The 25400-nt window shown below is 54.7% G+C and carries 19 protein-coding genes, 4 tRNA genes and 1 pseudogene; 5 read left to right on the forward strand and 19 right to left on the reverse strand.

The window, feature by feature from the left end:
- Positions 1-114 precede the first annotated feature (114 nt).
- From GPOALKHO_RS06110 to GPOALKHO_RS06125, 4 genes are all read right to left on the reverse strand, one after another.
- Positions 115-819, reverse strand: a complete 705-nt coding sequence (locus tag GPOALKHO_RS06110) for a DUF484 domain-containing protein (RefSeq protein ID WP_406701704.1) — start codon at positions 817-819, stop codon at positions 115-117.
- Positions 816-1640, reverse strand: coding sequence for a diaminopimelate epimerase (dapF, locus tag GPOALKHO_RS06115; RefSeq protein ID WP_406701706.1), 825 nt, complete (start codon positions 1638-1640; stop codon positions 816-818). The genes GPOALKHO_RS06110 and dapF overlap by 4 nt, the downstream gene beginning before the upstream one ends.
- Positions 1641-1717: 77 nt before the next feature.
- Complete coding sequence (locus tag GPOALKHO_RS06120) at positions 1718-1933, reverse strand: lipoprotein (protein WP_406701708.1); 216 nt, start codon at positions 1931-1933, stop codon at positions 1718-1720.
- Between the two features lie 133 nt (positions 1934-2066).
- The gene (locus GPOALKHO_RS06125) at positions 2067-4616 is read right to left on the reverse strand and encodes a class I adenylate cyclase (RefSeq protein WP_406701710.1); all 2550 of its coding nucleotides are present in this window, start codon (positions 4614-4616) and stop codon (positions 2067-2069) included.
- Positions 4617-5044: 428 nt separating this feature from the next.
- Here GPOALKHO_RS06125 and GPOALKHO_RS06130 point away from each other — a divergent pair.
- The 5 genes and pseudogenes from GPOALKHO_RS06130 (at position 5045) to hemY (ending at position 8801) form a co-directional block, all read left to right on the forward strand.
- Positions 5045-5410: pseudogene (locus GPOALKHO_RS06130) on the forward strand (hypothetical protein).
- Between the two features lie 97 nt (positions 5411-5507).
- Positions 5508-5699, forward strand: a complete 192-nt coding sequence (locus GPOALKHO_RS06135) for a hypothetical protein (protein ID WP_406701711.1) — start codon at positions 5508-5510, stop codon at positions 5697-5699.
- A gap of 73 nt (positions 5700-5772) precedes the next feature.
- Entirely contained in the window at positions 5773-6036 is a 264-nt protein-coding gene (locus GPOALKHO_RS06140) for a hypothetical protein (protein WP_406701713.1), read from the forward strand.
- Positions 6037-6303: 267 nt separating this feature from the next.
- Positions 6304-7512: a uroporphyrinogen-III C-methyltransferase gene (hemX, locus tag GPOALKHO_RS06145; RefSeq protein ID WP_406701715.1), complete on the forward strand. Its 1209-nt coding sequence runs from the start codon at positions 6304-6306 to the stop codon at positions 7510-7512.
- Complete coding sequence (gene hemY, locus GPOALKHO_RS06150; RefSeq protein WP_406701717.1) at positions 7509-8801, forward strand: protoheme IX biogenesis protein HemY; 1293 nt, start codon at positions 7509-7511, stop codon at positions 8799-8801. The genes hemX and hemY overlap by 4 nt, the downstream gene beginning before the upstream one ends.
- A 2213-nt stretch (positions 8802-11014) precedes the next feature.
- Here the strand turns inward: hemY and GPOALKHO_RS06155 are convergent.
- The 15 genes from GPOALKHO_RS06155 to wecC form a co-directional block, all read right to left on the reverse strand.
- Positions 11015-11197 (reverse strand): hypothetical protein, encoded by a 183-nt coding sequence (locus tag GPOALKHO_RS06155; protein WP_406701719.1) that lies wholly within the window; start codon positions 11195-11197, stop codon positions 11015-11017.
- A gap of 479 nt (positions 11198-11676) precedes the next feature.
- Positions 11677-11901 carry a hypothetical protein gene (locus tag GPOALKHO_RS06160; protein WP_406701721.1) on the reverse strand — a complete coding sequence of 75 codons (225 nt, stop codon included), beginning with the start codon at positions 11899-11901 and terminating at the stop codon, positions 11677-11679.
- A gap of 3434 nt (positions 11902-15335) precedes the next feature.
- Positions 15336-15412 (reverse strand) — tRNA-Pro (locus GPOALKHO_RS06165).
- A gap of 74 nt (positions 15413-15486) precedes the next feature.
- Positions 15487-15573, reverse strand: a tRNA-Leu gene (locus tag GPOALKHO_RS06170).
- Between the two features lie 14 nt (positions 15574-15587).
- Positions 15588-15663: transfer RNA gene (locus tag GPOALKHO_RS06175), tRNA-His, on the reverse strand.
- A gap of 60 nt (positions 15664-15723) precedes the next feature.
- Positions 15724-15797, reverse strand: a tRNA-Arg gene (locus tag GPOALKHO_RS06180).
- A gap of 105 nt (positions 15798-15902) precedes the next feature.
- Positions 15903-16643, reverse strand: coding sequence for a lipopolysaccharide N-acetylmannosaminouronosyltransferase (wecG, locus tag GPOALKHO_RS06185; protein WP_406701723.1), 741 nt, complete (start codon positions 16641-16643; stop codon positions 15903-15905).
- Between the two features lie 20 nt (positions 16644-16663).
- Entirely contained in the window at positions 16664-18013 is a 1350-nt protein-coding gene (wzyE, locus tag GPOALKHO_RS06190) for an ECA oligosaccharide polymerase (RefSeq protein ID WP_406701725.1), read from the reverse strand.
- Positions 18010-19095: a TDP-N-acetylfucosamine:lipid II N-acetylfucosaminyltransferase gene (locus tag GPOALKHO_RS06195; protein ID WP_406701727.1), complete on the reverse strand. Its 1086-nt coding sequence runs from the start codon at positions 19093-19095 to the stop codon at positions 18010-18012. The genes wzyE and GPOALKHO_RS06195 overlap by 4 nt, the downstream gene beginning before the upstream one ends.
- Entirely contained in the window at positions 19049-20341 is a 1293-nt protein-coding gene (gene wzxE, locus GPOALKHO_RS06200; protein WP_406701729.1) for a lipid III flippase WzxE, read from the reverse strand. Before wzxE ends, GPOALKHO_RS06195 begins: the two co-directional genes overlap by 47 nt.
- A 1-nt stretch (position 20342) precedes the next feature.
- Complete coding sequence (gene rffA / locus GPOALKHO_RS06205) at positions 20343-21464, reverse strand: dTDP-4-amino-4,6-dideoxygalactose transaminase (RefSeq protein WP_406701731.1); 1122 nt, start codon at positions 21462-21464, stop codon at positions 20343-20345.
- Positions 21451-22194: a dTDP-4-amino-4,6-dideoxy-D-galactose acyltransferase gene (rffC, locus tag GPOALKHO_RS06210; RefSeq protein WP_406701733.1), complete on the reverse strand. Its 744-nt coding sequence runs from the start codon at positions 22192-22194 to the stop codon at positions 21451-21453. Before rffC ends, rffA begins: the two co-directional genes overlap by 14 nt.
- Positions 22172-23053, reverse strand: a complete 882-nt coding sequence (gene rfbA, locus GPOALKHO_RS06215) for a glucose-1-phosphate thymidylyltransferase RfbA (RefSeq protein WP_406701735.1) — start codon at positions 23051-23053, stop codon at positions 22172-22174. The genes rffC and rfbA overlap by 23 nt, the downstream gene beginning before the upstream one ends.
- 17 nt (positions 23054-23070) lie before the next feature.
- Positions 23071-24141 carry a dTDP-glucose 4,6-dehydratase gene (gene rfbB / locus GPOALKHO_RS06220; protein ID WP_406701737.1) on the reverse strand — a complete coding sequence of 357 codons (1071 nt, stop codon included), beginning with the start codon at positions 24139-24141 and terminating at the stop codon, positions 23071-23073.
- Positions 24138-25400, reverse strand: a complete 1263-nt coding sequence (wecC, locus tag GPOALKHO_RS06225; protein WP_406701739.1) for a UDP-N-acetyl-D-mannosamine dehydrogenase — start codon at positions 25398-25400, stop codon at positions 24138-24140. The genes rfbB and wecC overlap by 4 nt, the downstream gene beginning before the upstream one ends.

A 25400-nucleotide genomic window follows, 5' to 3' on the forward strand; every position in this document is an offset into this window, starting at 1 on the left:
AGGGTAGCCAACTGCCGAAATAGCTTTCCCGCGTTTTTGGGCCCAGTTACCGTTCCACCCGCAAATATTGCAGTAAGGCATCGACCTGCGGCCAGAGCGGAGGGTGGGTGTTGATCATGCCCGGCTGACCCAGCGTTCCAGAAGGCCCGGTAATAGCGTAGCCAATTGCTGTAACAACACCGTTCCCATCCCGTCCTGGAAATGCTGGCTGTCACGGCTGGTAAACATAAGCACGCCGAGAGAGCCATCATCCCCGAGCAGAGACATGGCAACAGAGCCCACCTGCCTTGCCTGTGGCAGCAACAGTAATAACTCCGGGCTGTTCAGCGTGCCTAGATAATGATTGCCCTGGCCGAGACGTTGGATCCGCAGCGGCTCGAACGCGTTGCGCGCCAGCGCCAAATGCGCGAACCCCGACGGGGCGCCTAGTTGCCACTGATCGCTGAACAGCCGCATATGCGCTCCCGCCAATCCCAGGCTGCGTGCCCAGCACTGCAATCGATTAAACAGCTCCTGCAAACTGTCTGTCGCCGCCAGATCGGATTGCAGCCGCAGTAAGCGATTGAACAGCGCCTCATTGGTGCTCGCATGTTCCATCAAACAGATGATATCGTCTTCCAATTGCTGAATATGGGCACGCTGGCGCCCCAGTTGCCATTCCAAGAGGGAGACGCAACCGCGCACCGGATGAGGCACCACCATCTGCTCCACGTTGCGGGCATTGCGGATAAAGAAATCCGGGTGAGTGAGCAGATAACGCACCACCTGTTCGTCATCCAGCGTTTGCGCGCTGTCCGCCTGTTCGCCGACTTGCTTCATAAATGAATAAATCCGTCATAGATATGAGTGGCGGGTCCTGTCATATACAGTGGATGTCCCGGCCCGCGCCAGCTGATGGTGAGCCGGCCGCCGGGAAGGTCCACCTGCACCTGTTCCGCCAATTGGCCCTGCGAGATCCCCACCGCAACCGCGGCGCAAGCGCCGCTGCCGCAAGCCTGGGTTTCACCCGCGCCGCGTTCATAGACCCGCAGGCGGATATGCCTGCTGGTCAACACCTGCATGAAACCGATATTGGCCCGTTCCGGAAAGCGCTCGTGACTCTCAAGCACACGACCGAGCGTCAGCACCGGAGCGCTCTCCACGCTGTCCACGGCAATCACGCAGTGTGGATTGCCCATGGAAACCACGCCGCACAGAACCGTCTGTTCCGCCGCGCGCATGATATAGGTTTTTTCAGCTTGAGCTGCGCGAAACGGCACCCGTTGTGGGTCGAAATTCGGCTCGCCCATATTAACGCGCACCATATCGTCCTTGGTGACGGTCAGCACCATGCGCCCCGTCTTGGTGCTGACAAAAATGTCGCGTTTGTTAGTCAGATTTTTCATGCGCACGAAACGGGCAAAACAGCGTGCGCCATTACCGCATTGCACCACTTCGCTGCCGTCGGCGTTGAATATACGATAATGGAAATCCAGTTCTGGATCATATGGCGGTTCCACCACTAGCAATTGATCAAATCCCACGCCGCAATGCCGGTCCGACAGACGGCGGATCACCTCGGGTGAGAAATAGACATTTTGCGTCACGGTATCCACGACCATGAAGTCGTTACCCAGGCCGTGCATTTTGGAGAACTGCATATCCCACTCCGCTGAGTAGCCGATAGCGCAGCATAGCGCGCCTGCCGACAGGAAGCGACTGCGTCCATGATTACGGGCTATTCGGTCACAACGGCGGCGCTACTGCCATCATCCCATGGCGAGGCGGTCTGCACCGGAGACTGAGTCGAGGACGGCGTGGTCGTCAGTTGATGCTTTCGTTCGCTTCTATCTGCTTTGTCAGCTGGCGGGAAATAAAGTGGGCCTTTCAGGCCGCAGCCGTAAAGCCCCAGCAACATTAATATCAACGCCGCGTGACACAATTCGCTTTTCATTTCACCAATTACCTATTGTTCATCCGTCTCAGCTTCCTATCATCGCAGTTGGCATATGAAAAGCAACAGCAATTGTGGTTTACAAGCGACGGGCAAAATGGCGGGCGCGGGGAGCGCGTGCTCCGCCGACGAATTAGCTGCTGCGGGCGTTTTGCGCCGGCGGCGGCGCGCCATTTTCCAACGGCGTGGCGCACAAATAGGAGAGCACGCTGCTGCGAAACGGCAAGACCTGGACGCGGCCGTCCAGATTCATAATCTGATAGAACTGCGGCAAATTGAAATTGATGAATCTCGAACCATAGGTAAACCGGTCGTGGGGTGGGGAGTAGAAGCGGCTGATGTCGCGCACCAGCTCCTCTTTGCTGCCCCCGCAACGATGATAGGCTTCCACCCGATTGGCTTCATCGAGAATATAGACATTGAATCCGCTATCATCTGTGGTGTCTTCAAAAAAGAACTGGATGATGCCTTCGCTGGCGAACCCGTCAACGACCGGCGGCAGATGGATCTGCCCGGCCTCCATCTGGATAGACAACCCGTTCAGTTTATTATTGGAAATGGCGCCGTAGAATTCCACTGCGTTTTCCAGCTTCTGTACCGAAACGCTCAGACGCTCGAAAAACAGCCCCCAGATCTGTCCCGCCACGCGCACCACCTTGAATCGCGCTGGATCCTGGCGGGTGCTGGAGAGACGTAGCTCGATACATTCGGAAACCAACTGTTGCACGCGAGTGCGAATAAGCCCGCGTAAATGCTGGCTATAACAGAATACCTCTATCGTATCCGGCGGCGCGGCGTCCCGATGCATTTTGCCGAGAATGGTTTTCAACGCTTCCAGCACCGCCTGCTCGCCGCTGAAATGTAGGGCGCGCACTTCATTCCACGAGTTGCGATAGAGTAAATCGATGCTGCCCACCAAACACTGCCGCTGGCCGAAGCTGAAAACATCCAACTCACGGAAATCGAAATGCATTACTTGGTTAAGTAACATCGCGGTGGGATCGTGTTCGAGATTGACGATAATCGCCAGATGACGGATTTCACACGGGCTATAGAGCGCCTTGAGCGTCGGCGCAGGAACCCGCAACGGGAAGTGGCCTGCGACATCAGCGATGAGCCCATTCAGTTTATCGCTATTGCAGGTATCGCTACCCTTGATATGCACTTTGGTCAAGCGAGTCAACAGCCCATTAAACCAGGCCCAGGCCACTAGCTTATTAAGATAGCGGTTATATTCCAGCGGCTGGTGGCTGAGGATGGAATCCATCGACGGTGATTGATTATATAGATACCAGCCTGTGCAGTTGACGCGCCCCTGCGGTACGTATATGAACGTCAGGTGCGGTTCCGACAGATCCGGCGAGATCTGCGGATTGAGCAACGTCACTTTGCCCGGCAGCACCTCAAAGGCCGCATACAGTTTGCGTGTCAGCACACCGATATCCTGTGGGCTGGCGCTGACGCTCAAGTTGTTGCGGCAGGCGAACCGGATCAGATTGCGGTAACTTTGCATCATGGCGTCCAGCAGCTCATCGTGCGCTTCACGTACCTTGTCTATCTTCCAGTTGGCGCGATCGTCCAGCATTTTCAGCCGCGCCTCATCCCAATCCCAGTTGGTCACGAGCTGTGTTAGGATCTCACGCCGCCAAGGGGTACCCGTCGGATCCTGCGATAATTTTTCACACACCTTGAGATAAAAGCAGCGGCGCACCAAATCCAGCCGCGTCATATCGTTTATTTGCGTCAGGTAGTGCGTCACCTGTTCTAACATCATGCAATAAGGATCGAGGCCGAAAGACACGATTTCGCCGTCATGCAGCCGCTGTTTAATCTTCATCGCTAGCAGTTCGGTATGGGGATATTCCCAGGAGTAGGCTTCCAGCAGCAGCGTTTTCAACACCGCCTTATAGGGGGAGTCCATGCTTTTATACAGCTGCCACAGGCTGGCGCCGAAATACTCTTCCGCGGACAAGGTGCTGAGGCCACCCAAATCTAACCACTCGTTGGGTGTCAGCGCACCACGGGCGTACAGTGACAGAACATATTCGTCGTAATGGGCCTCTTCGTCCCCCGGCACCATGTTCCACAGGATACGCTTACCACTCATGCGTACGGCGGTGCGATAGAATTCATCAAGCAGTAGGATATGCTGGGTGGAGCCACAGTCCTCGTCGCCTAAATTACCGCTTTCGTTATGGCGAAAACGGTTTTCATCTATTAAAAAGAAGTTGACGTCCACGCCCTGACGTGTCGCCCACCGCTCCAGCAGGTGGCACTTGCGCTGTAATTGAGCGCGTTCCTCGTTGTCCAGCCAGGATTGGTGACAAACCCAGATGTCAAAATCGGAATTGGCGTTCTGGCCAATGGTAGAGGTACTCCCCATGGAGTAAACGCCAGTGATGGGCTGCGCGCCGCTGTCTGGCTCCGCCACCGCCGCGCCGGCTTGGCGGCCGATATCGTCAAGCCATGCGCGCTGCGTTTCATTGGGGGAATACAAACAAATGCCATGGGGCACATTACCATCCAGGTAACCCGGAAGCATCGGATGGTGAAAATGTAGTAAGGTTGGCAGCAGACTGTATACGTATTGAAAACCCGGCCCCATGGCTGCCAACGCGCGATCCACCCGAAGTTGGTTAATCGCATCCAGTCTCTGTTTCAAGGTCTCGATGTAGAAGTACAAGACGTCTCGCCTAATTATCCCAGTGTTAGAAAAATCCGTTCCTCCACCTGACCGGCATGGTGAGCAGCAGAATTATTGGCCGGTAAATGCTGGAAACGTGATCAATCTAACACCTTACTGATTGACCGTAAAGAAAGTTAAGCTGCCCAGTGAGTATAACACTTTCCCCAACGGCAACTTGTTATTCCTTTTTCTCCCTTCCACCTCGCTAGGCTGCCGGTGCCGAAAACTGACAGTGCTTCACTATTGGAGTTAGGGTAGTGGGTGAATTGAATGATAAAATCGGTAATGACTATGCAAGACAACCTTCTCAGAATCGCCACCCAGCAGAGCTCTCTGGCACTTTAGCAGGCTGGCCACGTGCGTGATACATTGGCTGGGTCCCCGGTGGCCCGCGGCGACGTTCTTCTTGATACCCACTGGAAAAGGTGGGCTGTAAGGGCTTCTTCATCAAGGAATCGGAACAAGCGCTCCTGGAACATCGCGCCGATATCGCCGTCCATTCGATGAAGGATGTCACGGTCTCTTTTCCCGATGATCTGGAGCTTTCCGCACGACGCCTTTGTCAGTTCGCATTACGCTAATCTTGACACGCTGCCGCTATGGGCGATATCGACATGGGCGATATCGACACATCAAGCTCGCACCGGCAGTGCCATCTACACGAACGGCGTCCTGATTTGCAGGTACGCGATCTGCGCAGCAATGTCGGCACGCGATTGGCAAAACTCGATCGGGGCAACTTTGATGCCACCATCGAAACGGCTGGGACTGTGAGGATCGCATCCATCTAGCCATTTATCCCGCGGACTCGCTGCCTGCTGCGGGTCAAGGAGCGTTGGCATCGAATACCGGCTGGATGAGGTGCCGAGTACCTATCGGTAGTTAGCCGTGCTCGACGGCGATCAAGTCTGGTTGCGCGCCCCGGTGGGGTCGCCGGACAGCACAGCCGTCATTCGCAGTGAAGGACGGGCGCCGCTGGCGCAGGCGGAACAGCTCGGCCTGTGCCTGGCTGACGATCTGCTGGATCGCGGCACTTGCGCCATTTTGGCCCAAGTTTACCAAGACGATCCGCCGCAATAAGCATCCTCGTCACCCGCCCATCGACCACGGGTGAGCAACTACGCTCACCCCGGCTGACGCAGCAGAGCGTCAGTTGGTCGGCCGAGTTGCACTATTTCGCTGTGTGGCGCAGCACCGGCCTGCGACTGCATGGTCTAAGCGGACGTCGGTCAGCTACCCCGACAAGGGAGAAGCCAGCGAGGATTTACTGTGTCTACCGGCGCTGGCGCGCATCAACGGCAAGCGCGCGTTTATCCTGCGCGGCAACAGAGGACGGGATGTACTGAAGGACGCTACGCCATCGCGGCGTGCAAGCTACCTTCTACGAATGCTGTCGCTGCAACCCGATACATTATGACGGCGAAGAGCAGGGCCGACGCATGCGAGCGCTGGGCATCGACACACTAGTAATTACCAGCGGTGAAATGTTACAACAATTCTACACTTTAATGCCTTAATGCTATCGCCACACCTGGCTGGTACCATACCGGCTGATAGTGGTCAGCGAACGTTTGGTCATGCTTGCGCGTCAATTTAGCCGGACGGACATCATCGTGGCGAACGCGGCAGACAACGATGCATTGATGAGCATATTACTCTAAATTTAATCACGGAACAGACCAACATGACGGAACACACTACTCCAACGATCCCGCAGGGTAAGGCAGATAGCCTGCATGCTTCAACTCCTCTTTCAGGCGACGCCGGGCCACGGCTCGCCGCACCCTCACGGGCCGCAGTGGGGAAGATTTCGCCCGCCAGTAACGGCAAATCTGGCAAAATGACCGGCGGCCAGCGGCCGGCGGCGCTGATACTGGCGACGTTGGCCCTGGCCATAGCCGTTTTACTGGTGATTGGCGTCTATATCTCTGCGCGCCAGCAGACGCATCAACGGGAGGCCGCGCTCGCGCAACTGCAGGCGAGTATCGATGAACTCAATCAGGCGCAGCAAACGCAACGCCAGCAATACCAGAAGTCACTGGCCACCCAGCGGCAAGCGCTCGACGCTGCGCGGGCTCAGCAGACGGCCCAGGGGCGCGAGCTGGAGGATTTGCAGAACAAACTGACGGCTATCACAGGGACTAACGCCAATACCTGGTTGCTGTCGCAGGCGGATTTCCTGGTGAAAATGGCCGGACGCAAATTGTGGAGCGACCGGGATGTCGTCACCGCCGGCGCACTGCTGAAAAGCGCTGACGCCAGCCTGGCGCAAATGAAAGATCCCAGCCTGACCGAGGCACGGCGAGCGATCACCGAAGATATTAGCACGCTGGCCGGCGTCAGCCAGATAGATTTCGATGGCATTATCTTGAAACTCAACCGATTGACCAACCAGGTGGATAATCTGCGACTGGCGAATAACGACAGCGACGAATCTCCCATGGATAGCGACAGCGGCGAATTATCGTGGTCAATCCAAGAGTGGCGGCAGAACCTCAGAAAAAGCTGGCATAATTTCATGAACGATTTCATTACCGTGCGGCGCCGGCATACTAGTGCCGAGCCGTTGCTGGCACTGAATCAGGATATTTACCTGAGGGAAAATGTTCGTGCCCGGCTGCTGGTCGCCGCCCAGGCGGTATCACGCCATCAGAATGAGATCTATCAGCAGTCGCTGGATTCCGTGTCCGGCTGGGTGCGCGCCCATTTTGATGCCAATGATGCCAATACCCGTACTTTCCTGAGCCAGCTTGACGCCTTATGTCAGAAGGATATCACTATGAACCTGCCGGATAGTCTTCAAAGCCAGCCGCTGCTGGATAAACTGATGCAGACCCGAGTACGCAATCTGCTGGCCCAGCCGGCGGCGCCGCACAGGGAGAATAAGCGATGATCATGGTCTTGTTGCTGTTCATCCTGCTGTTCGCGGGCATTGTGCTCGGCCCGCTGATCGCCGGCCATCAGGGATATGTGCTGATCCAGACCGATAATTACAATATTGAAACCAGCGTCACCGGTCTGGTGATCATTTTAACTCTGACGTTTATCGCGTTGTTTATCATCGAATGGGTAATCCTCAGGCTGTTTCTGGCCTGGACGCATACCCGGCGCTGGTTTCACGGCCGTAAAAATCATCGCGCCCGCAAGCACACCAGCGCGGCGTTGATGAAGCTGGCCGAAGGGGATTACCGTCAGGCGGAAAAACTCCTGGTGCGCAACGCCGATCACGCCGACCAGCCAGTGGTCAACTATCTGCTGGCGGCGGAGGCCGCGCAGCAGCGCGGGGACGATTTACGCACTAATCAATACCTGGCGCGCGCGGCGAAAGTGGCGGACAACGATCAGTTACCGGTAAACATTACCCGAGTGCGTATCCAACTCGCGCGCCATGAGGATCATGCCGCCCGCTACGGTGTCGACAGTCTACTGGAAACCGCGCCGCGCCATCCCGAAGTGCTGCACCTGGCGGAACAGGCCTTCATCCGCACGCACGCCTGGCAATCGCTGCTGGATATTCTACCGGCAATGCGCAAAGTTCAGATATACGACAAGGCGACAATAAAGCGCCTGCAGTATCAGGCTGTTAACGGGCTGATGAACCAAATCATGGAAAATCAAGGCAGCGAAGGGTTGAACCGCTGGTGGCGCGATCAGGGTCGGAAAGTACGCAACGATGCCTCACTACAGGTGGTGTTGGCCGAACACCTCATCGAATGCAACGATCACGACACCGCGCAACGTCTCATTGTTAAGGTGCTTAAACATCGCATCGACGGTGAACTGCTGCGGTTGCTGCCGCGCCTGAAGAGCAGCAACCCCGAACAAGTGGAAAAAGCGCTGCGGCTGCAAATCCGCCAGCAGGGAGACACGCCGCTCTTAAGCAGTACGCTGGGGCAGTTGTTGATGAAACGTGGTGAATGGCAGGCCGCGGCCGACACCTTTCGCGCCGCGCTTAAGCAGCGCCCGGACGCCCACGATTACGCCTGGCTGGCGGATGTGCTCGATCAGCTGCATAAGCCGGAGGAGTCGGCGCAGATGCGCCGCAAGGGGTTAATGCTGACGCTGGGCACGCTACCAAGCAAAACACCAGCCCCGTCCAGCGCGTCCCTGGTTCCCCAAGCGCCGGCGAACGACATCCGGGCAGAGCAGGTTAAAACGCCTCCTGCCGATCCTATCCCTTGAGGCCGGCTTGAAGCGCGATGTCGTTCAGGCTATGGCGCCTATCTTCCTGAGCAAAGCAAAACGCCACATTGACTCTTTCTGCCCTGCCACCGAAGTGGTTGCTTTGTCTAGACCCTGGTGCGCGGCCGTTCGTCAGTCATGTACCGTGAGTTGCCGTTGCTAGTCGAGCTCCTCAACGCTCAACCACAGCCGCTGGCCGGCCCGAAAATCGGCTACGGTTTTTACCCCACCCGGGGCGTACCGGTATCGATAATACTCCGGCATCAGACGCATGAACCAGCCCAAGGTGGCTGATGATCTCTGTGACGAAGAAAACATCATCGTCGTGGATCCAGCTTGGTAGCGATTACCGTCTACCAAGCTAGGGCTGTAACGCCTGTGGATCAGCGATTTCATCGGCGGTCACAAGCCAGGAACCGATGCGACCGAAACTGTCATGGCCCTTGCCTTATACCCGGGTGCCTTGCTCCAACTGCTAAGCTCCGCTCGGACACATCATTCACTACGCAGTAGCTAGCCACGTGTTGTAGGGCGTCTTATTCGGGGATATCTCGGCCGACTTGACCGATCACCATGCCAAGGCTCCATCTCCTAATCGGTTTTCAGCAAGCCGCGCGGGTATGCAGCACATAAAAAGGACTGCTAATAGCGATGGTCCATTTATTGAATACGATAGACTCGGTAGGGATTACCGTGCCGGTTTCAGCCGTATGATTATCATAACTTACCCGATACAGGCGAATTTACCGACCTGGCAACGCAAGGGCAATGCACGGATCGCCCGCCACCTTTGGCGGAGTAGCGAGATTCAGGGCGAACAGGCGGTCAAGTGCAAATAGTATCTCGCCGGTGATATTCTCTGTCTCTCCGGCGAGAGAGTGCAATTTCGCTATCCAGGAGTGCCTGACGCTCTTCGCCCGGCGGACCGTAACGTAATAGCTTCATTCCTGTCGGCGAATGGAATAAAAGCGCTGAGGACCCGCGTCAGACGGCGGCCTATCCTTTTAGTGCATAGTGCAGCTTGACGAAAATTGCCCGAAAATGACTGGCAGTGCATTCTACCAACTGATATTTATAGCAAAATACCCAACGGCATAAGGAATTTGCTTACTCCGTATCCGAAACAGGATGTTTCAGGCGCTATTGGCTTTTATCTGTACACGCAGAGCCAAGCCGACCCGCAGGGTAGCTTTACCAGGCCAGCAGCGGAAAACGCTATCGTTTTTCCACGATCGACTGTCCTGCCGGCCAGCGTGTGAGAATATAAGCAATCATTTGCCTCAGCGCCTCGTCGCTTAATTCATGCAGGATTGAGCGCCAGGTGCGACCGCGCAAATTCGCTACCAACGCGGTGCTATCGGCGTATTCGCGCCGTGTCTCCCACGTGGTAGCATCGGACGCAGCTAAATCCAGCTGTCGTTATCGCCGCTTCAATTGCCACGTGCGGCGAGCGACGACGCCTTTCAATAGCGGCCAACGACGGGAACAGATCAAAAAAACTAGCTGCGCATATGCTTGAGCATTCCCATCACAAGACATCTTCCGGCGTCCGATCCTGAATCAGCAGAAGTCCCCCGTGGCGCGCGGATACACCATGCCTTATGCAGAACGGCTGAGGCGAGTCGAAACGGTCAATGAGGGCACGGGCGAAAACGGTATCCTGACTGGCGTCCGCTAGAACCGGTCGTGTCGCCCTGCACAAACACCACATTGGTCAATTACTGAACGGTTTCCTGCGCACCTTGCAGCATCTGCACAGAAAAACCGATGCCGATGACCTAATCAGGCGCCTAACCCAGACTAAGCAACGCTATAAATGCCGCCGCCGCAGTCGATATCGGCAATCGCTTTGCCAGTAGGATCCACCCACTGCTCAATAAATCTCCCCAGCCGGCATGGGCTACGCGGCAGGTATAAGAATATTAATTAGAGCCAGTATGTTGCTCGGTTATACCCGCAAGCGCAAAACAGCGCTGAAAGGATTATCTTGGCCGGGCCCGCGCAGCGAAAGCGTAACCAGACGTCGCCTATCTGCGCGGTGCCTCCGGTGCTGCATCAAAGCCCAGCGACGCCTGTACTGTGCCGCATCAGGGGCATTGCGCCACACGATCGGCAAACGGCGCACGCCAGCGCAAGGGGTCAAATATCGTCTATGATGCTAGTTATGGATAAAGCTATTCAATGCCTCTCGATAGCGATCCTGCATTTGCGGATCATGTTCGGTTATAGGCGCTCAAGCAATACCACAAAGTCAATTTATGAGTGACGGAACGACCGGTCAATTGTATTTCTTTGATGATCGTCGTCAGAAGACTATCCGCCCCGCCGCCCCGGCGACCGGAAGCGTCGCATGAAGAGGTGATCGGCTGTTCCGTTTCAACGTTTACGCTGCTCATGAAGTCTCTCTTAAGTCACCTACCGCTAGTCTTGCCGCGGCGGATATGCGGTGGTGTTCAGGAAAGCGTGTGCCGCTGCCATGGGCTATCACACCGGCGGTGGCGAATTAGCTTTAAGCGTGGCAAGCGGCTTTCAACGCCGCCAGTAAAAAATACTTTTCCTGCAAGGATGGGCTCATCGCGCGGCTTCTTTTGGCGGCTGTCGCCCCACCCGTGTGGTTGACGGTGGCCATCACGCAATGCTGTGGCGATCTTAATAAAGACTGGCCTTACCGAGGGACCAAGCAGCGCCATTTTGTTGCGAATCACCTCGCAAGCCGCTAGAAACGGCCACCGCGATACCCTGCGGCAGACCAAAGACACGGGCGGCCTGCAGGCTAAGTTTGGGCGGCGCTGCCCAGCGGTAAGGTGGCGGACGAGATGCGTGCCAGAACATCCTCAAGCCACATCGTGCTTAATAGCGAAGCGCTGAATTGATTTCATGGGCGAAGTAATTCCATTTGCAGGTCAAAGTGCAGACGCTGGAAATCTCGGCATCGGTGGCTTTCCACACTAAAATCTACTAAATCCAGCAACTTGTCGCATTGGTGCGTGTTGATCTCTTCCTCCTCGCGTGTCGCCCGATGATCCATCCACATGACAATGTTACGCTGCAGATCACTGCTGGCAGACGCCGAGAGGGGCTCGCCTGCGCTGCCCAACATAACCAGGGGATAGGCGGTGCCAAAATCGTGCCTTTGACGCTTTATGGGCAGTATGCGATGTCGTCACTGCTTCTCGTATTGCTTCCACTACGACTGTCCAAATTTCATCTGACGATCGTTCTACGCAATGACCTTCATCATGAAACTGACTGATAGGACGGGTGGCGAAAGCCACCCGCTCACCGTGGGAGGAAAACAACCTCGCCCTTACGCTGGCCGAGTCGGCGTCAACGCTCAGATAATATCCACGCATGGGAACAACCCTATTGCTATATTGAATTGGCATTATATTTGTACTTTGTCACTATCCTGCTGATTTGCAGATACGCTTGCGATAACTCGAATTAGTTGATAGAAAAACCGGTAGGTGCGATGCTCATCTGCGATAGCGTTGGAGACCGGTGGTTAGCGACTGCTGGTTGGTGGTTAGTATTGGTTAGGCTAGGAAGGAATGCATTGTCTATTGTAGAATATAGCCGCGCAAGGAGACATCAAAAGCGAACCGAGCCACATCAATTTGTCTTGCTCTGGTGTTCAATCCATGTCATCACGCGTGATTACTTTCCTAGGGCATCATAGAGGGAAAGATTATCCAGATAAACTGAATATAATGCGGTATTTCCGGGAAGGTGTTCGATAGGCACGCATTTGAGATCTTTTTACTCTGCTGCGTTCATCCTTGTTCATCCTTACTCTCTACAATAGGCTCAGCAAAGATGCAGTGCCGTTATGAGGTGTATTTACTGGTTTGGCAGAAAGTATTCAATGCCTAAAAATATATTTTAAAATTCGAGGTTTCACCGTTCTCATCTAACACTTCACATCGCGCTGTTTTTTAATGACTCACTCAGATCAAGCACCCATCCCGGCAAACCTCAATGACCATTCAAGCTTAGTTAAAATATCGCCTCTTTCATTCATCATGATGACAGACCGATCATAGCTCTCATGTCTTTTATATATCTGCTCATTATCAACTTCTTCAATGTAATTTGTAATTCGGTGTTCTTGGCTCTGTAGTTCGCTATTACTGATGATATTACCGCAATATCATTTAATGGCAACAAAGGATAGATAGGTAGACAAGGAATAGTTTCAGTGATATTTTCACTCACAAACAATACAGTCACAGTCGCGTTAAATTTCCTATGGGTTTTCATTTTATGTACAACAGGCAAGAAATAGCGTCTTGTTGGTGTGCTCTCTGCACATAAAGTCGCCTCCAAAACGTCTCTATCACAGCCAAAAGTTGTTTATCCATCCGTAAAATCCTCAGATACCAGGAATCGATTTTAATTTATGCGTATAGGCATTAGCGGCTGCATTGCGCAATTTAATATTTACCGGCAACAAATCGAACGAAACGATCACTAATCATCTGCAATATTCTCGATATATTCTCAATTTTTGCGCTAACGCCGCGTCGAGTCCACCCTCATCAGTAACCAGCGTTTTCTCGAATATAAACTTGATATTACGTCCTTTAGATAGCTTTTCGAGTACCATGAAATCCGCAGGTACACTAAAGACATGAATCGCAAGTATCGCTTCAGTCTGGTTGATTATTTTGTGCGCAAAACGACGGCACCCCAAGACCTCTCCGTTATACCAAGCACTTGCAAGGTAAGCGTCATGCCAATAGTCATCGACTATATTGTAATGACATTCATTTGTACGTCTTTGCTATACTCTTTTGCCTTGTCTTCGTATGCCTGTAAATATTTCCCTCTGGGAAGTATTCCAGAGGATGAAATTTCCGCCATGTTCTCTTTTAAAACCGTAATAATATAAGGTTTCAAGGAGGGTATTCTTGCGAGTAGGCTTTCCTATCAAGAATAGCAGGTTTACCTTTCATGGCATCTCATGGCATCCGGGATTTTAATATTGTTGTATATGTTGAAGCTAGGGTTAGTAAATGGTTTTTCACCAGCATCTTGATCTCTTGTACGCCTTTCTTAATGTCATACTCAGCAACAAACCCTAACTTATCCTGATACTTGCAAAGACTACGCTATAACTTCGATTATCTGTAATGGATACGTCACTTTCACGATCATGCCGGGTACGCGGGAGCAGATCATTTTCCCTAACCAAGACAGGTTAACATTCCGTTTGTCATCACTAACATTGTAAATGTCTCTGCTGATTTTTTCATTTGACGCTACCAAGGCAATTGCTATTCCTCGAGCCACATCTCTGCAATGGATAAACGGCCGCTATTATTACCCGTCATGAATAATGCATTCCATTCTGTTACCCGCATTAGCGGTCATACCATTGACGGCTAAATCAAACCGCATTCTCCTTGAAGTATCAAAGACGGTTGCGAATCTGTATATCGTGACGGCCATATCTCCTCTTTGTAAGCCTGGGCGATGACCTCACCCTGGATTTGTTTCTGAATAATAGTTTTATGAATTCAGCTTTGACTGCTCAATAAAAACATCCTCGCCATAACCGCACACGCTACAGTTCTAGGCAAAGAGAATGTGTTTGATTTTTTCTTTTGCCGCGATGTCAAATGGATTTTAGGTCGCGATTACGTTGACTGCGTTACAAATTTCCTTGCTAAAAGAGCGCGCCGGATTGCCGACAATCTCGGCAAGATGAACATTTTATCAATATTGATGACTGCTTTTCGGAGATACGCAAATGTCCCCTTGTTGCATCTCGAAATAGTTTAGCCCATACAATGGGCGTAACCCGGACATCCCGAAGATCCCATTATCAACAATGCGAACACCATGTCCATGAGAAAGAAGGAGTTCGACGAAATATAGCCCGCCAAGCTTACCTGTGTTGGTAGCAATATTCGCTTTCTCTACGACTAACATCAGTGCTATTATTATTAATAAATGATATAAATTTTGTATAAATAAGTAACCATATGTGTTCAACTAAGAAAATAATAAACCTGATATTGTTTTATGCTGTTATAGTAGGTCATATTTACGTTGATATGTGATGCGCTTCTTATTTTAACTAAGCAATAACCTTATATTGTACCTTTTATAAGAACACGTAAATTGATGGCTTTGTTTATTAAGGCTTATTATGATTCCATTACAACATAAAACTCTGCACTTTTTATAAGATTCGCTTTTGCTTACTTAAGACAATTATATAAATGGGTCATTTAGGCGGATTTATCCCATCATCCCCACAAAGAAACTGTAATACATCGCTGTTGTAAAAGGCGATGTCGTGTCTAACGCACGGCCCTTTTAGGAACGTTTAAACCTGTCTTCACCGCAGCGCTGGCGGCATGAAAGCCTTAGCGGCCACGCCCCCGATCGCGGTTCCACAGGAGTCAACACCAAAACCAGGCTGAGCAACGTGAGCATGAGACGTGGGGAAAAACAGAAAATCATCATGACTTACTGTTGTCTTTTATAACCTTGTCTAAATATCGCGCAACAAGATCTCTGAGAATATGGTCGGCGAGAGAGGATTCGAACCTCCGACCCACTGGTCCCAAACCAGTTGCGCTACCAAGCTGCGCTACTCGCCGAGGTAATAGCGTAGGCCTTTGGAACACACTCAAGCGGATGCTAACGGACAGATCATACTAACAATTCGAGGATGTGGTGCGAAGAGAGGGACTTGAACCCTCACGTCCGTTAAGACACTAACACCTGAAGCTAGCGCGTCTACCAATTCCGCCACCTTCGCATGCCCACTAATAATGGGGTGACTGATGGGACTCGAACCCACGACAACTGGAATCACAATCCAGGGCTCTACCAACTGAGCTACAATCACCATTACTGATTACTATCACGCGGCACAAGACTTACACTTCTCTGCGCACAAACGTGTCGGTGCGCCCGACAGGATTCGAACCTGAGACCTCTGCCTCCGGAGGGCAGCGCTCTATCCAGCTGAGCTACAGGCGCGTAGCGCAGTTACGCGTTGGGATAGTACGGCTTCACGCGCCGGCCGTCTAGTGGTTTTCAAAGAAATGGTGCGGTTGTGCGTCGCCGCCCTGGTCTTTCCGCTCGCTATAGGCGTCCGCTGATATGGTAACCTAAGTAACGCAGAAGTTTAAGCTGACGCTGCAGGCGCGACGGCTGGCTTAACAGACGGTAAAGCCACTCCAGCCCCAACCCCTGCCACGCCTTGGGCGCACGCCTGACGTGGCCGGTAAACACGTCATAAGTGCCCCCTACGCCCATATACATCGCCGCGGGATATACTCGCCGGCATGCCTGCATCAATTGCTCCTGGCGCGGCGAACCCATGGCAACGGTAACGATAGCGGCGCCGCTGATTCGGATGCGTTCTATCATCGCCGCTTGCGCGCCGGCGGTGAAATAGCCATCTTGCCGACCGACGATATTCACATTCCAGCGTGCGCGCAGCTGCGCTTCGGTTTGCATCAGCACCACCTGACGGCCACCAAGCAAAAATACCGGCACGCCTTCCCTGCCGGCGCGCGACATGAGATCTTCCCATAAATCCGCGCCCGCGATACGGCTTACCTCGGCATGTCGATATTTTCGACGAATGGAGCGCACGATGCTGATTCCGTCGGCATACTTATATTCCGCTTCGTCAAGCAGCTGTTTCAGCGCTGCATCCTGCTCGGCGCGCAGAATTTTTTCAGCGTTAATCGCCACCAGTGTGCCGGTTCTCAGCCGGCCGCCAGCAAACAAATAATCAACAAATTCCGCCCGGTCGCGAAACCCCCAGATGGCTAGGCCGCGAATTTGATAATGAGGAACCCCGTCGTTATTATGCATTATTTTCATGGGGTAATCGGTTACGGCACGGCGCAGTGGTCGTTCAATCTGGCGTTGCACGGCCGTATCAGCCCCGCATGACGGAACAGCAAGAACAATAGTTTTGCCGTGATTAAACACACCCCGAACACCAGGCAGAAAAACACTACCCGTGATACAAACGCATCCAACCCTTCACGCGCCAGGACTATCATGTCGAATATCGCACCAAAACAAAAGGATTGCAAGAGCGCGGCACGGTAACGATCGCCCGCCGCCGTGCCACGCTCATAAAGCGTGTCGAACACCTTGCTGATAAGCCCGACCACGATAGCGCCCAGCGGGATGAACCCGACGCCGCCCATCACAATCAGCGAACCGATAAGCGTGGGGGAAATTGACAGGCCTGAATGGTTGTTAAGCATTTCCCAGGTAAAATAATTCGCCGTATTCAGCACCAGCGAAGGCCGATCCGGACACAGCCAGTCGGGAATGAAGACATAAAAATCACGAACGATAGGTGCTAGACCCTGAAAATCTATGTGCCCATAGTTTTGCAACAGCAGCGCCAGGTTTTCCCATGGCGAGAAGGTGTCGCGCGTTAGATAGAGAAAAGTATAGAACGCTTCATCGCCGCTGACATGCAGCCCGTAGCGTTTCAGTGCCAGCCAAAACATGCCCGCAATCGCTGCTACGCCGGCGCCAGCCAGAATCCACAAGGTGATCCAGCCGCGCTGGATACCGATGCACAAAAACAGCGCGAAGGCAGTAATAATATTGGCACGCGTGCCGCCCACCACGATATAAGTGAAAATACCGAAAGCAAGAGTAGCGATAAGAAAGATTATCCAGCTGCGCCGGGTAGGGTTTAGGAAATAGATCAGCAGCATTGCGGGAATGAAGAAATAAAAGAAACGCTTTAACGCGACACCGGAAACATCGCTAGAAAAGATCTGGCTATAGGCATGCAATCGGAACAGCAAAAAACCATTATAAATGAAAAACACCACCGCCGTTGCTACAGCGATGAGTACCAGCAGCAGCCACAGTAAATGGATCTCGGTACGGCTGATGCTGAACCAGAGCGGCCGCGTGCCGCGCGGGCGGGCGAGCAACCGGGTTCTGTAGCTGACATAGTAGATGCCATAGAAGGCGGTCGCCGCCAGCAGCGATTCCAGCAGGTTTTCCACCGGCACCACCTCGACGCCATAGCGGCACATCAGCAGGCAGGTAAGTGGAAAACCGAGATAAAACGTCATCAGGTATAACACCGAGAAGAAAACATTGAAATTAAACCTGACTCGCCGGAATTCCCGATAGGTTAGCGACAGAACCAGCGCCAACGACAGCAAATAGACCACCAGCAGGCCGCCGAACTGCACCAGCGTCATAGCGGTACCCCCGCGGCAATGGACAACGCCTGACACCAGCCATGCAGGATATTTGGGTAAAAAAAGGCGATACGCGCCGGATCTTGTGTCAGCATGCGCCGCTGTGTTTCGCGGATGATGGCGAGATCGAGCGCGTCATCCTCATACAGCACCGGCACCTGCTGCGCGATCAAATCCTGGCAGAACGGATTGTGCCGACTAAGTACGAATGGTAAGCCCAACTGAATTAGCAGGCTCAGCGTTCCGATACCCTGCTGGCGCCGGAAGAGGAAATAGCCGGCGTCACATTCCTGCAACAGCGCGAGATAATCGTTAAAGGCCAGCGGTTCGGTGAGGATTCGCACCTGCTCCTCGTGGAAGCAGCGCTCGCTTTCCGCGCGCACCATGGCAATGTAAGTATCGTTGCCAGCGGGATAGCCCATCGGCATGATGATCTTGACTGCGATGCCGAATTGATGATGAATGGCGCGCAGCGCCTGGCAATGGCGATTGGAGGGATCCCCGGAATTGCCCACCAGCAGCGTTAGCGGCCGGTTGCCTGCCTCCGCTGGCGCCACCCGCACGATATCCGCGGCCAGCCGGGTAGGAAAATAGAGCAGCGAAGCCGGCACCGATGGATACCGCTGGCGATAGCAGGCCAGATCGCCGCGAGTGGCGAAGACATGACCAACCTGCCCCTGGGCACGGCGGCGCAGCAAATAGAACAGCCGGTGGTGCAAGCGGCGCGATTCCTCATACAGATCCGCGCCCCATACGTGCCAGCTTATGCGCACAGGGTGGATTTTGCCCGTCAGCATCGCCAGCCAGAGCAAGGGATTGAATTGGCCATGTAGGAAATAACGTTCGTCCGGCGCCGCGTTGCCGCGGCGCACCAGCGCTTTTGTCAGTGCCCGCTTACTGTCAAAACACTCGATATCCACCTGACTGTAGCCGGAAAGTGGCGCGCCGTTCGGGGCGACCACCATGAATCGCCGAATCTGCGCCGGCGGGCAGATTGCCGCCAGGGTATCATTGAAGAAACGCAGCACCGTCAGGTTATGACGGGGGATATCGGATCCCAGCACATGTATTAAATTGCTCATTTTTCCTGAGATAAAGTAGAAATACACTGCTGCACAGCGCGAAATAAACGATATAGGTGGCCATATAGGCCTGGGCTGCGCCCAGCGCGCCGTGGCACGGAATAAGCCAATGGGAAAAGCCGATCAGCAGTACAAACTGGCTTATTTCAGCCAAAAGATAAACGCGAAGCGCGGCACGAGCCAGCACCAGGTAGCCAAAAACATAGGCGCCCACCTTCAGGACATCCCCCACCAGTTGCCAGGCAAACAGCTCGCTCATGGCGCTGAATTCGGCGGAAAACAACAACCGGATCGCAACATCTCTCAACAGCCAAAGCGTCAGGCTGATTGTCGACACCGCCGGCAGCACAAAACGCAGCGCACGCGTAATTTCCCGTGCTACCGACCGCTTATCATTTAATCGCGACAGCGTGGGTAATAAATAAACGGTAAACGAGGTGGTGATAAACTGCAAATAGGCGTCCGAAATACTGCTGACGCCCTGCCAAATCCCAACCGCCGCCCAACCCTCCGTGCGGGCCAGCAGATTACGCATTATCACACATGCCGCCTGCAGGGTCATCGCGGTGATAAACGCCATGACGGTGAATTTGGCCAGCAGCGCTGCATAGCCGCCGTCCCAGGCGGGCAGCAAGAATGAGAGCGGCAGTTGGCGCCGGTAACACAACATGAACAGCACCGGCAACAGTGCCATCGCCGGCAACAGTGCCAGCCCGGCCAGCGCGCCCACATAGCCGCCCAGCCGGTAGCAGACAAAAAAGGCAGCAACGCCAAGCAGGCTACCGACGCTGACGGCCAACGCATTGCCGGCAACGTCTCGATACCCTTTTAAAATTGCCAGCCCCAGGTTGGCGCAGGCGATCCCCAGCTGGATAACCGCCAGCGCCACGACGGCATCCCGATATTGCTCATGGCCGAACAGCGTGCGGCTGACCGGCTCTGCGGCAAAAATAAACATAGCCGCCAGTAGTAGCGAAGAAGCAAGGACCATCGCCGAGCCGGTGCCAAGCACCGCGCGCAGCCGATCCGGTTGATGCTGATGCTGCGCCACCAGTTTGGTCATTCCGTTGAAGATGCCGGCGCCGGACAGTGTACCCAGCACCGTGATCAATTGGCGAAAATTCCCCGCCTGTCCCACGCCGTCAGGACCGAACACCACCGCCAATACCTTCACCATCAGCAAACCGGCGCCGATTTTGATAAGTGTGGATAGTGCGGTCCAGATTGGCGCGCTCGCCAGCGACATATCAGTTGAAGTAGCCGTAGATCGCATCAATGACGCGTTGCTGATCGTCGTCGCTCAGATTGTAAAACAGCGGCAATCGCACCAGGCGCTGACTTTCATGCTGAGTATGGCGATCACTGCCGTGGAACCGACCAAAGCGGCGCCCAGCCGGGCTATCGTGCAATGGAATGTAATGAAAGACGGACAAGATATCCGCCGCTTTCAGATGGCGGATGAAACCGTCGCGTTCGTCAATATCCCGCAACTTGACATAGAACATGTGGGCATTGTGCAAACAAGTTGCCGGTACCGTCGGCAGCGTCAAACCGTCCAGCGGAGCCAGCGCAGACGCGTAACGATACCACAGTGCTAGGCGCCGTTGATTGATGATGTCCGCCGCTTCCAGTTGTGCCCATAGATAGGCGGCCTGAATATCAGCCATGAGATAGCTGGAACCAATATCGCGCCAGGTATACTTATCCACCTGTCCACGGAAAAATTGACTGCGGTTAGTGCCCTTTTCGCGGACGATTTCCGCCCGCTCAACGAGGGCCGCATCATTGATGAGCGTCGCGCCGCCCTCACCGCCGGCGGTATAATTTTTGGTTTCGTGGAAACTAAAGCAGCCGATATGGCCAAGGGTGCCAAGGGCGTACCCTTTGTAGGTCGCCATGACTCCCTGCGCGGCGTCTTCCACTACCCACAAGCGGTGTCGTTCGGCGATCGCCATGATGGTATCCGTTTCACAGGCCACACCGGCATAATGAACCAGCACAATAGCGCGGGTTTTTGGTGTGATTGCCGCTTCTATCAGCGCCTCATCCATGTTCATCGTGTCCGGACGGATATCAACGAAGACAATCGTCGCGCCGCGCAGTACAAAAGCGTTGGCGGTGGACACAAAGGTATAGCTCGGCATAATCACCTCATCGCCGGGGCGGATATACAACAGAATAGCCGCCATCTCCAACGAGGCGGTGCAGGAAGGCGTCAGCAACACTTTCGCGCTACCGAAACGCTGCTGGAGCCAGTGTTGACAGTGTTGGGCAAATCCGCCGTCGCCGCATAGCTTGCCGCTACTCATCGCGGTCTGTATAAAGCCTAATTCGGTGCCGACCACCGGTGGCACGTTAAATGGAATCATGATGTCCTCGGTATAACCAATGCGCGGCATGCACTACTCGCGCACCATTCGCCAAATAAAGCCGCAGCGCCGGCAGGTTGGCGGTTTGCGTCGCCACCCACAATTGTCGGAAGCCGCAGCTGCAGCACCAGCCCAGCGCCGCACGGCACAGCAATTTGCCCGTGCCGCGACCGCGGGCGGCGGGAGACACCGCCAACAGGCCGATACGCGCCACTTGCCTCCCGATATTCCTGAGCGTTACTAGTCCCGAAAGACCGTCAGGACCCTTCGCCACCAGGCAGAGGTGATCAAAGCTGCCCCGAACGGCGTTTGTCACCCACTGCGCGTAAAAGCGTTGGCGTTCTTCGTCGCTGAACCACGGCTCCCGAAAGCGGCTTTGCACCAATGTCTGTGCCGCCAGCGTGCGCAACTCGGGAATATCCGCCTCCCTCGCCAGCCGAATTTCCGCCGCAGGCAGCGCCGCAGCGCCCGCGCACGGCGCGCCACTGGCGCAGACCGGCAGGGTATAACAGCAGTCCATCTCGCCCTCCACCGGCCTGAAACCGATGGCGCTGAGCGCATCTATTTGTGTCATGGCCTGCGCCGCCACTTTCGCCTGCACCAGCGCAAATCCCGTCATCGCCGACGGGGTCAAACGCGGCGCGGTATCCTCAAACACGACGCAGCCCAGGCGGCGGCCGAAAAACTCGCTCTCCCAGGCCAGGAGGTCAACACTGGCGCGGGCAGACATGGAGTAGATCCATCAGGTATTGGCCGTAGCCGGTTTTCTCTAGCGCCTGCGCCGCGCGCCGCGCGCCGTCATCATCGAGCCAGCCGTTGCGCCAACCGATTTCTTCCAGACAGGCGATTTTAAACCCCTGGCGCCTCTCAACCGTCTGCACAAAAGTACTGGCCTCTATCAGGCTGTCATGGGTGCCGGTATCTAGCCAGGCGAAACCGCGCCCAAGCAGCTCGACCTGCAGCCCGCCTTGCTCCAGATACATCTGATTTATTGAGGTAATCTCAAGCTCTCCGCGTGCCGAAGGCGTAACCCGTCTCGCGAACTCCACCACCTGGCGATCATAAAAATAGAGACCGGTTACCGCCCAGTGGGAGTGGGGATTGGCCGGTTTTTCCTCCAGCGCGACGGCGCAGAAATCGTTATCGAACGCCACAACGCCGAATCGCTCGGGATCCATAACCTGATAGGCGAACAGCGTCGCTCCCTGCTCGCGCGCGGCCACCTGCTGCAATTTGGGGCTAAAACCCTGACCAAAATAGATATTGTCGCCAAGCACAAGGCAGCAGCGGTCGTCGCCAATAAAGCTTTCGCCAATCAGGAACGCCTGCGCTATCCCCTCTGGACTGGCCTGGGAGGCATAGTTCAGATGAATACCGAACGCCTCGCCCACGCCGAGAAGTCGCTTGAATAACGGCATTTCTTCCGGGGTTGTGATAATCAGGATATCGCGAATCCCCGCCAGCATCAGCACCGACAGCGGATAATAGATCATCGGTTTGTCGTATACGGGCAACAGTTGTTTGGAAATCCCGCGGGTGATCGGATAGAGGCGGCTGCCGCTGCCGCCCGCTAGAACGATACCTTTCATCTGTCCTCCTCGCCTTATTAGCCCGGCCCGAGGCCGAGACGCTCGCCGCGATAGCTACCGTCCAGCACCCGCTGCCACCATTCATGATGGGTTAAATACCACTGCACGGTCTTGGCCAGCCCGCTATCGAAGGTTTCCTGCGGCCGCCAACCCAATTCGCGCGCAATTTTACCGGCGTCAATCGCATAACGCCTGTCGTGCCCCGGCCGGTCTTCCACCCGCGTGATGAGCTGCCTGAACGCGACGACGCCGGGGGGGTGAGGTGCGCCGGCCTGCTCCAGCAGCCCGCACAGCGCTTCTACTACATCAATGTTGCGCTGCTCGTTATGGCCGCCGATGACATAAGTCTCGCCGGGGCGACCGCGGATCACCACCTGATAGAGGGCGCGAGCATGATCCTCCACATACAACCAGTCTCGGATCTGACCGCCGTCGCCGTACACCGGCAGCGGTTTACCCGCCAATGCGTTGATAATCATCAACGGAATCAGCTTTTCCGGGAAGTGATAGGGGCCATAATTATTGGAACAATTCGTCACTAGCACTGGCAGGCCGTAGGTGCGCATCCAGGCGCGCGCCAGGTGGTCGCTGGCAGCTTTCGATGCGGAGTAGGGACTACTGGGTACATAAGGCGAGCTTTCGTTAAACCGGCTACCGTCATTTGGTAGGTCGCCGTACACTTCATCAGTGGAGACATGGTGAAAGCGAAAGGCGTCGCGCGCGGCCGTAGGCAAGGTCTGCCAATATCCGCGGGCTGCTTCCAGCAGAATCGAGGTTCCGGTGATATTGGTATCGACAAACGCCGCCGGGCCGTCAATGGAGCGATCAACATGGCTCTCTGCCGCCAGATGCATGATGGCATCCGGCTGGAACTCCGCGAGCAATCGCACCATCGTCGGGCCGTCACTGATATCGGCGCGAGCAAAACGATAATAGGGATGGTCGGCGACAGGCGCAAGCGAGTCCAGATTGCTGGCATAGGTCAGTTTATCTACCACTAACACCCGATCTGTAGTGTCGCTGAGAATATAGCGTACTAGCGCCGAGCCGATAAACCCAGCACCACCGGTAATTAGTAGGCGTTTCATCGCCAGACTCCGCGCGTATCCACCACCCAGCGCTGGCGGATAGCGGTAGGCGCGATGGCGCGGAATTGGCGATGATCCACCAGCATAACCAGAACATCGGCCGTTTCCAGCGCCTGGTCTCTGTCCACCAGGGTGGCCAATCCGTCCAACGAGGCCGGCAGCGCATCGACATTCGGCTCCACCGCCAACGTCTGGCCGCGATGCCAGCGGGCGATGAGCTCGGTCACATGCAGCGCTGGGCTTTCACGCATGTCGTCGATATCCGGTTTAAACGCCAGCCCGAAGCAAGCGATGGTCACATCGCTACTGCCACGACCGCTGTCGTTAAGGCAGTCCGCCACCGCCGTCTTCACTTTTTCCACCACCCAATCTGGTTTGTCGTCATTCACCTGGCGCGCGGTGCGAATAAGTCGTGCCTGCTCTGGATTCTGGGCCACGATAAACCACGGATCCACCGCGACGCAATGACCGCCGACGCCCGGTCCCGGCTGCAAAATATTGACCCGTGGATGGCGATTTGCCAGCGTTATCAGCTCCCAGATGTTGATTTGCTGTTCCGCGCAGATGATAGACAGCTCATTGGCAAAGGCGATGTTCATATCGCGGAAGCTATTCTCAGTCAGCTTACACATTTCGGCGGTGCGGGCATTGGTCACCACGCACTCTCCTTCCAGAAAAATGCGATACAACTTGGCGGCGCGCGCCGAGCAGCGCGGCGTCATGCCGCCGATCACCCGATCATTTTTAATCAGCTCCATCATAGTCTTGCCTGGTAGAACCCGCTCCGGGCAATAGGCGATATTGATATCCGCCTCCTCTTCAGCCTGCTGTGGGAAGGTTAGATCGGGGCGCGCGGCCGCCAGCCAGCCGGTCATCTGTTCAGTTGTTCCCACCGGCGACGTGGACTCAAGGATTACCAGACATCCCGGTTCCAAAACCGGCGCCAGCGATAACGCCGCCGTCTTGACATAGCTCAGATCCGGTTCATGGTTATCCTGAAAGGGTGTCGGTACGGCGATAAGGAACGCGTCCGCCGGCTGCGGCTGGCTCACCGCCCGCAGCAGACCCTGGCGCACAGCATCTGTCACAACTCGGTCCAAATCCGGTTCAATGATGTGTGTTGCGCCGTGGTTAATAGTGTCTACCGCATGCTGATTTGTGTCTACGCCTATCACCAGTTTTCGGCGCGAGGCAAACGTCGCGGCGGTGGGTAGACCGATATACCCCAATCCAATAACGGAAATTATATCAAAATTCAT

Origin of the sequence: Sodalis sp. (in: enterobacteria) (assembly GCF_036327475.1) — a bacterium.
Taxonomy (GTDB): domain Bacteria; phylum Pseudomonadota; class Gammaproteobacteria; order Enterobacterales; family Enterobacteriaceae.

Bases quoted from the DNA above. Each gene is read 5' to 3' on its own strand.
- GPOALKHO_RS06110 (WP_406701704.1), bottom strand. From the start codon at position 819: ATGAAGCAAGTCGGCGAACAGGCGGACAGCGCGCAAACGCTGGATGAC.
- dapF (WP_406701706.1), bottom strand. From the start codon at position 1,640: ATGCAGTTCTCCAAAATGCACGGCCTGGGTAACGACTTCATGGTCGTG.
- GPOALKHO_RS06120 (WP_406701708.1), bottom strand. From the start codon at position 1,933: ATGAAAAGCGAATTGTGTCACGCGGCGTTGATATTAATGTTGCTGGGG.
- hemX (WP_406701715.1), top strand. From the start codon at position 6,304: ATGACGGAACACACTACTCCAACGATCCCGCAGGGTAAGGCAGATAGC.
- hemY (WP_406701717.1), top strand. From the start codon at position 7,509: ATGATCATGGTCTTGTTGCTGTTCATCCTGCTGTTCGCGGGCATTGTG.
- GPOALKHO_RS06155 (WP_406701719.1), bottom strand. From the start codon at position 11,197: ATGAGCAGCGTAAACGTTGAAACGGAACAGCCGATCACCTCTTCATGC.
- GPOALKHO_RS06160 (WP_406701721.1), bottom strand. From the start codon at position 11,901: ATGTTGGGCAGCGCAGGCGAGCCCCTCTCGGCGTCTGCCAGCAGTGAT.
- wecG (WP_406701723.1), bottom strand. From the start codon at position 16,643: ATGCATAATAACGACGGGGTTCCTCATTATCAAATTCGCGGCCTAGCC.
- wzyE (WP_406701725.1), bottom strand. From the start codon at position 18,013: ATGACGCTGGTGCAGTTCGGCGGCCTGCTGGTGGTCTATTTGCTGTCG.
- GPOALKHO_RS06195 (WP_406701727.1), bottom strand. From the start codon at position 19,095: ATGAGCAATTTAATACATGTGCTGGGATCCGATATCCCCCGTCATAAC.
- wzxE (WP_406701729.1), bottom strand. From the start codon at position 20,341: ATGTCGCTGGCGAGCGCGCCAATCTGGACCGCACTATCCACACTTATC.
- rffA (WP_406701731.1), bottom strand. From the start codon at position 21,464: ATGATTCCATTTAACGTGCCACCGGTGGTCGGCACCGAATTAGGCTTT.
- rffC (WP_406701733.1), bottom strand. From the start codon at position 22,194: ATGTCTGCCCGCGCCAGTGTTGACCTCCTGGCCTGGGAGAGCGAGTTT.
- rfbA (WP_406701735.1), bottom strand. From the start codon at position 23,053: ATGAAAGGTATCGTTCTAGCGGGCGGCAGCGGCAGCCGCCTCTATCCG.
- rfbB (WP_406701737.1), bottom strand. From the start codon at position 24,141: ATGAAACGCCTACTAATTACCGGTGGTGCTGGGTTTATCGGCTCGGCG.
- wecC (WP_406701739.1), bottom strand. From the start codon at position 25,400: ATGAATTTTGATATAATTTCCGTTATTGGATTGGGGTATATCGGTCTA.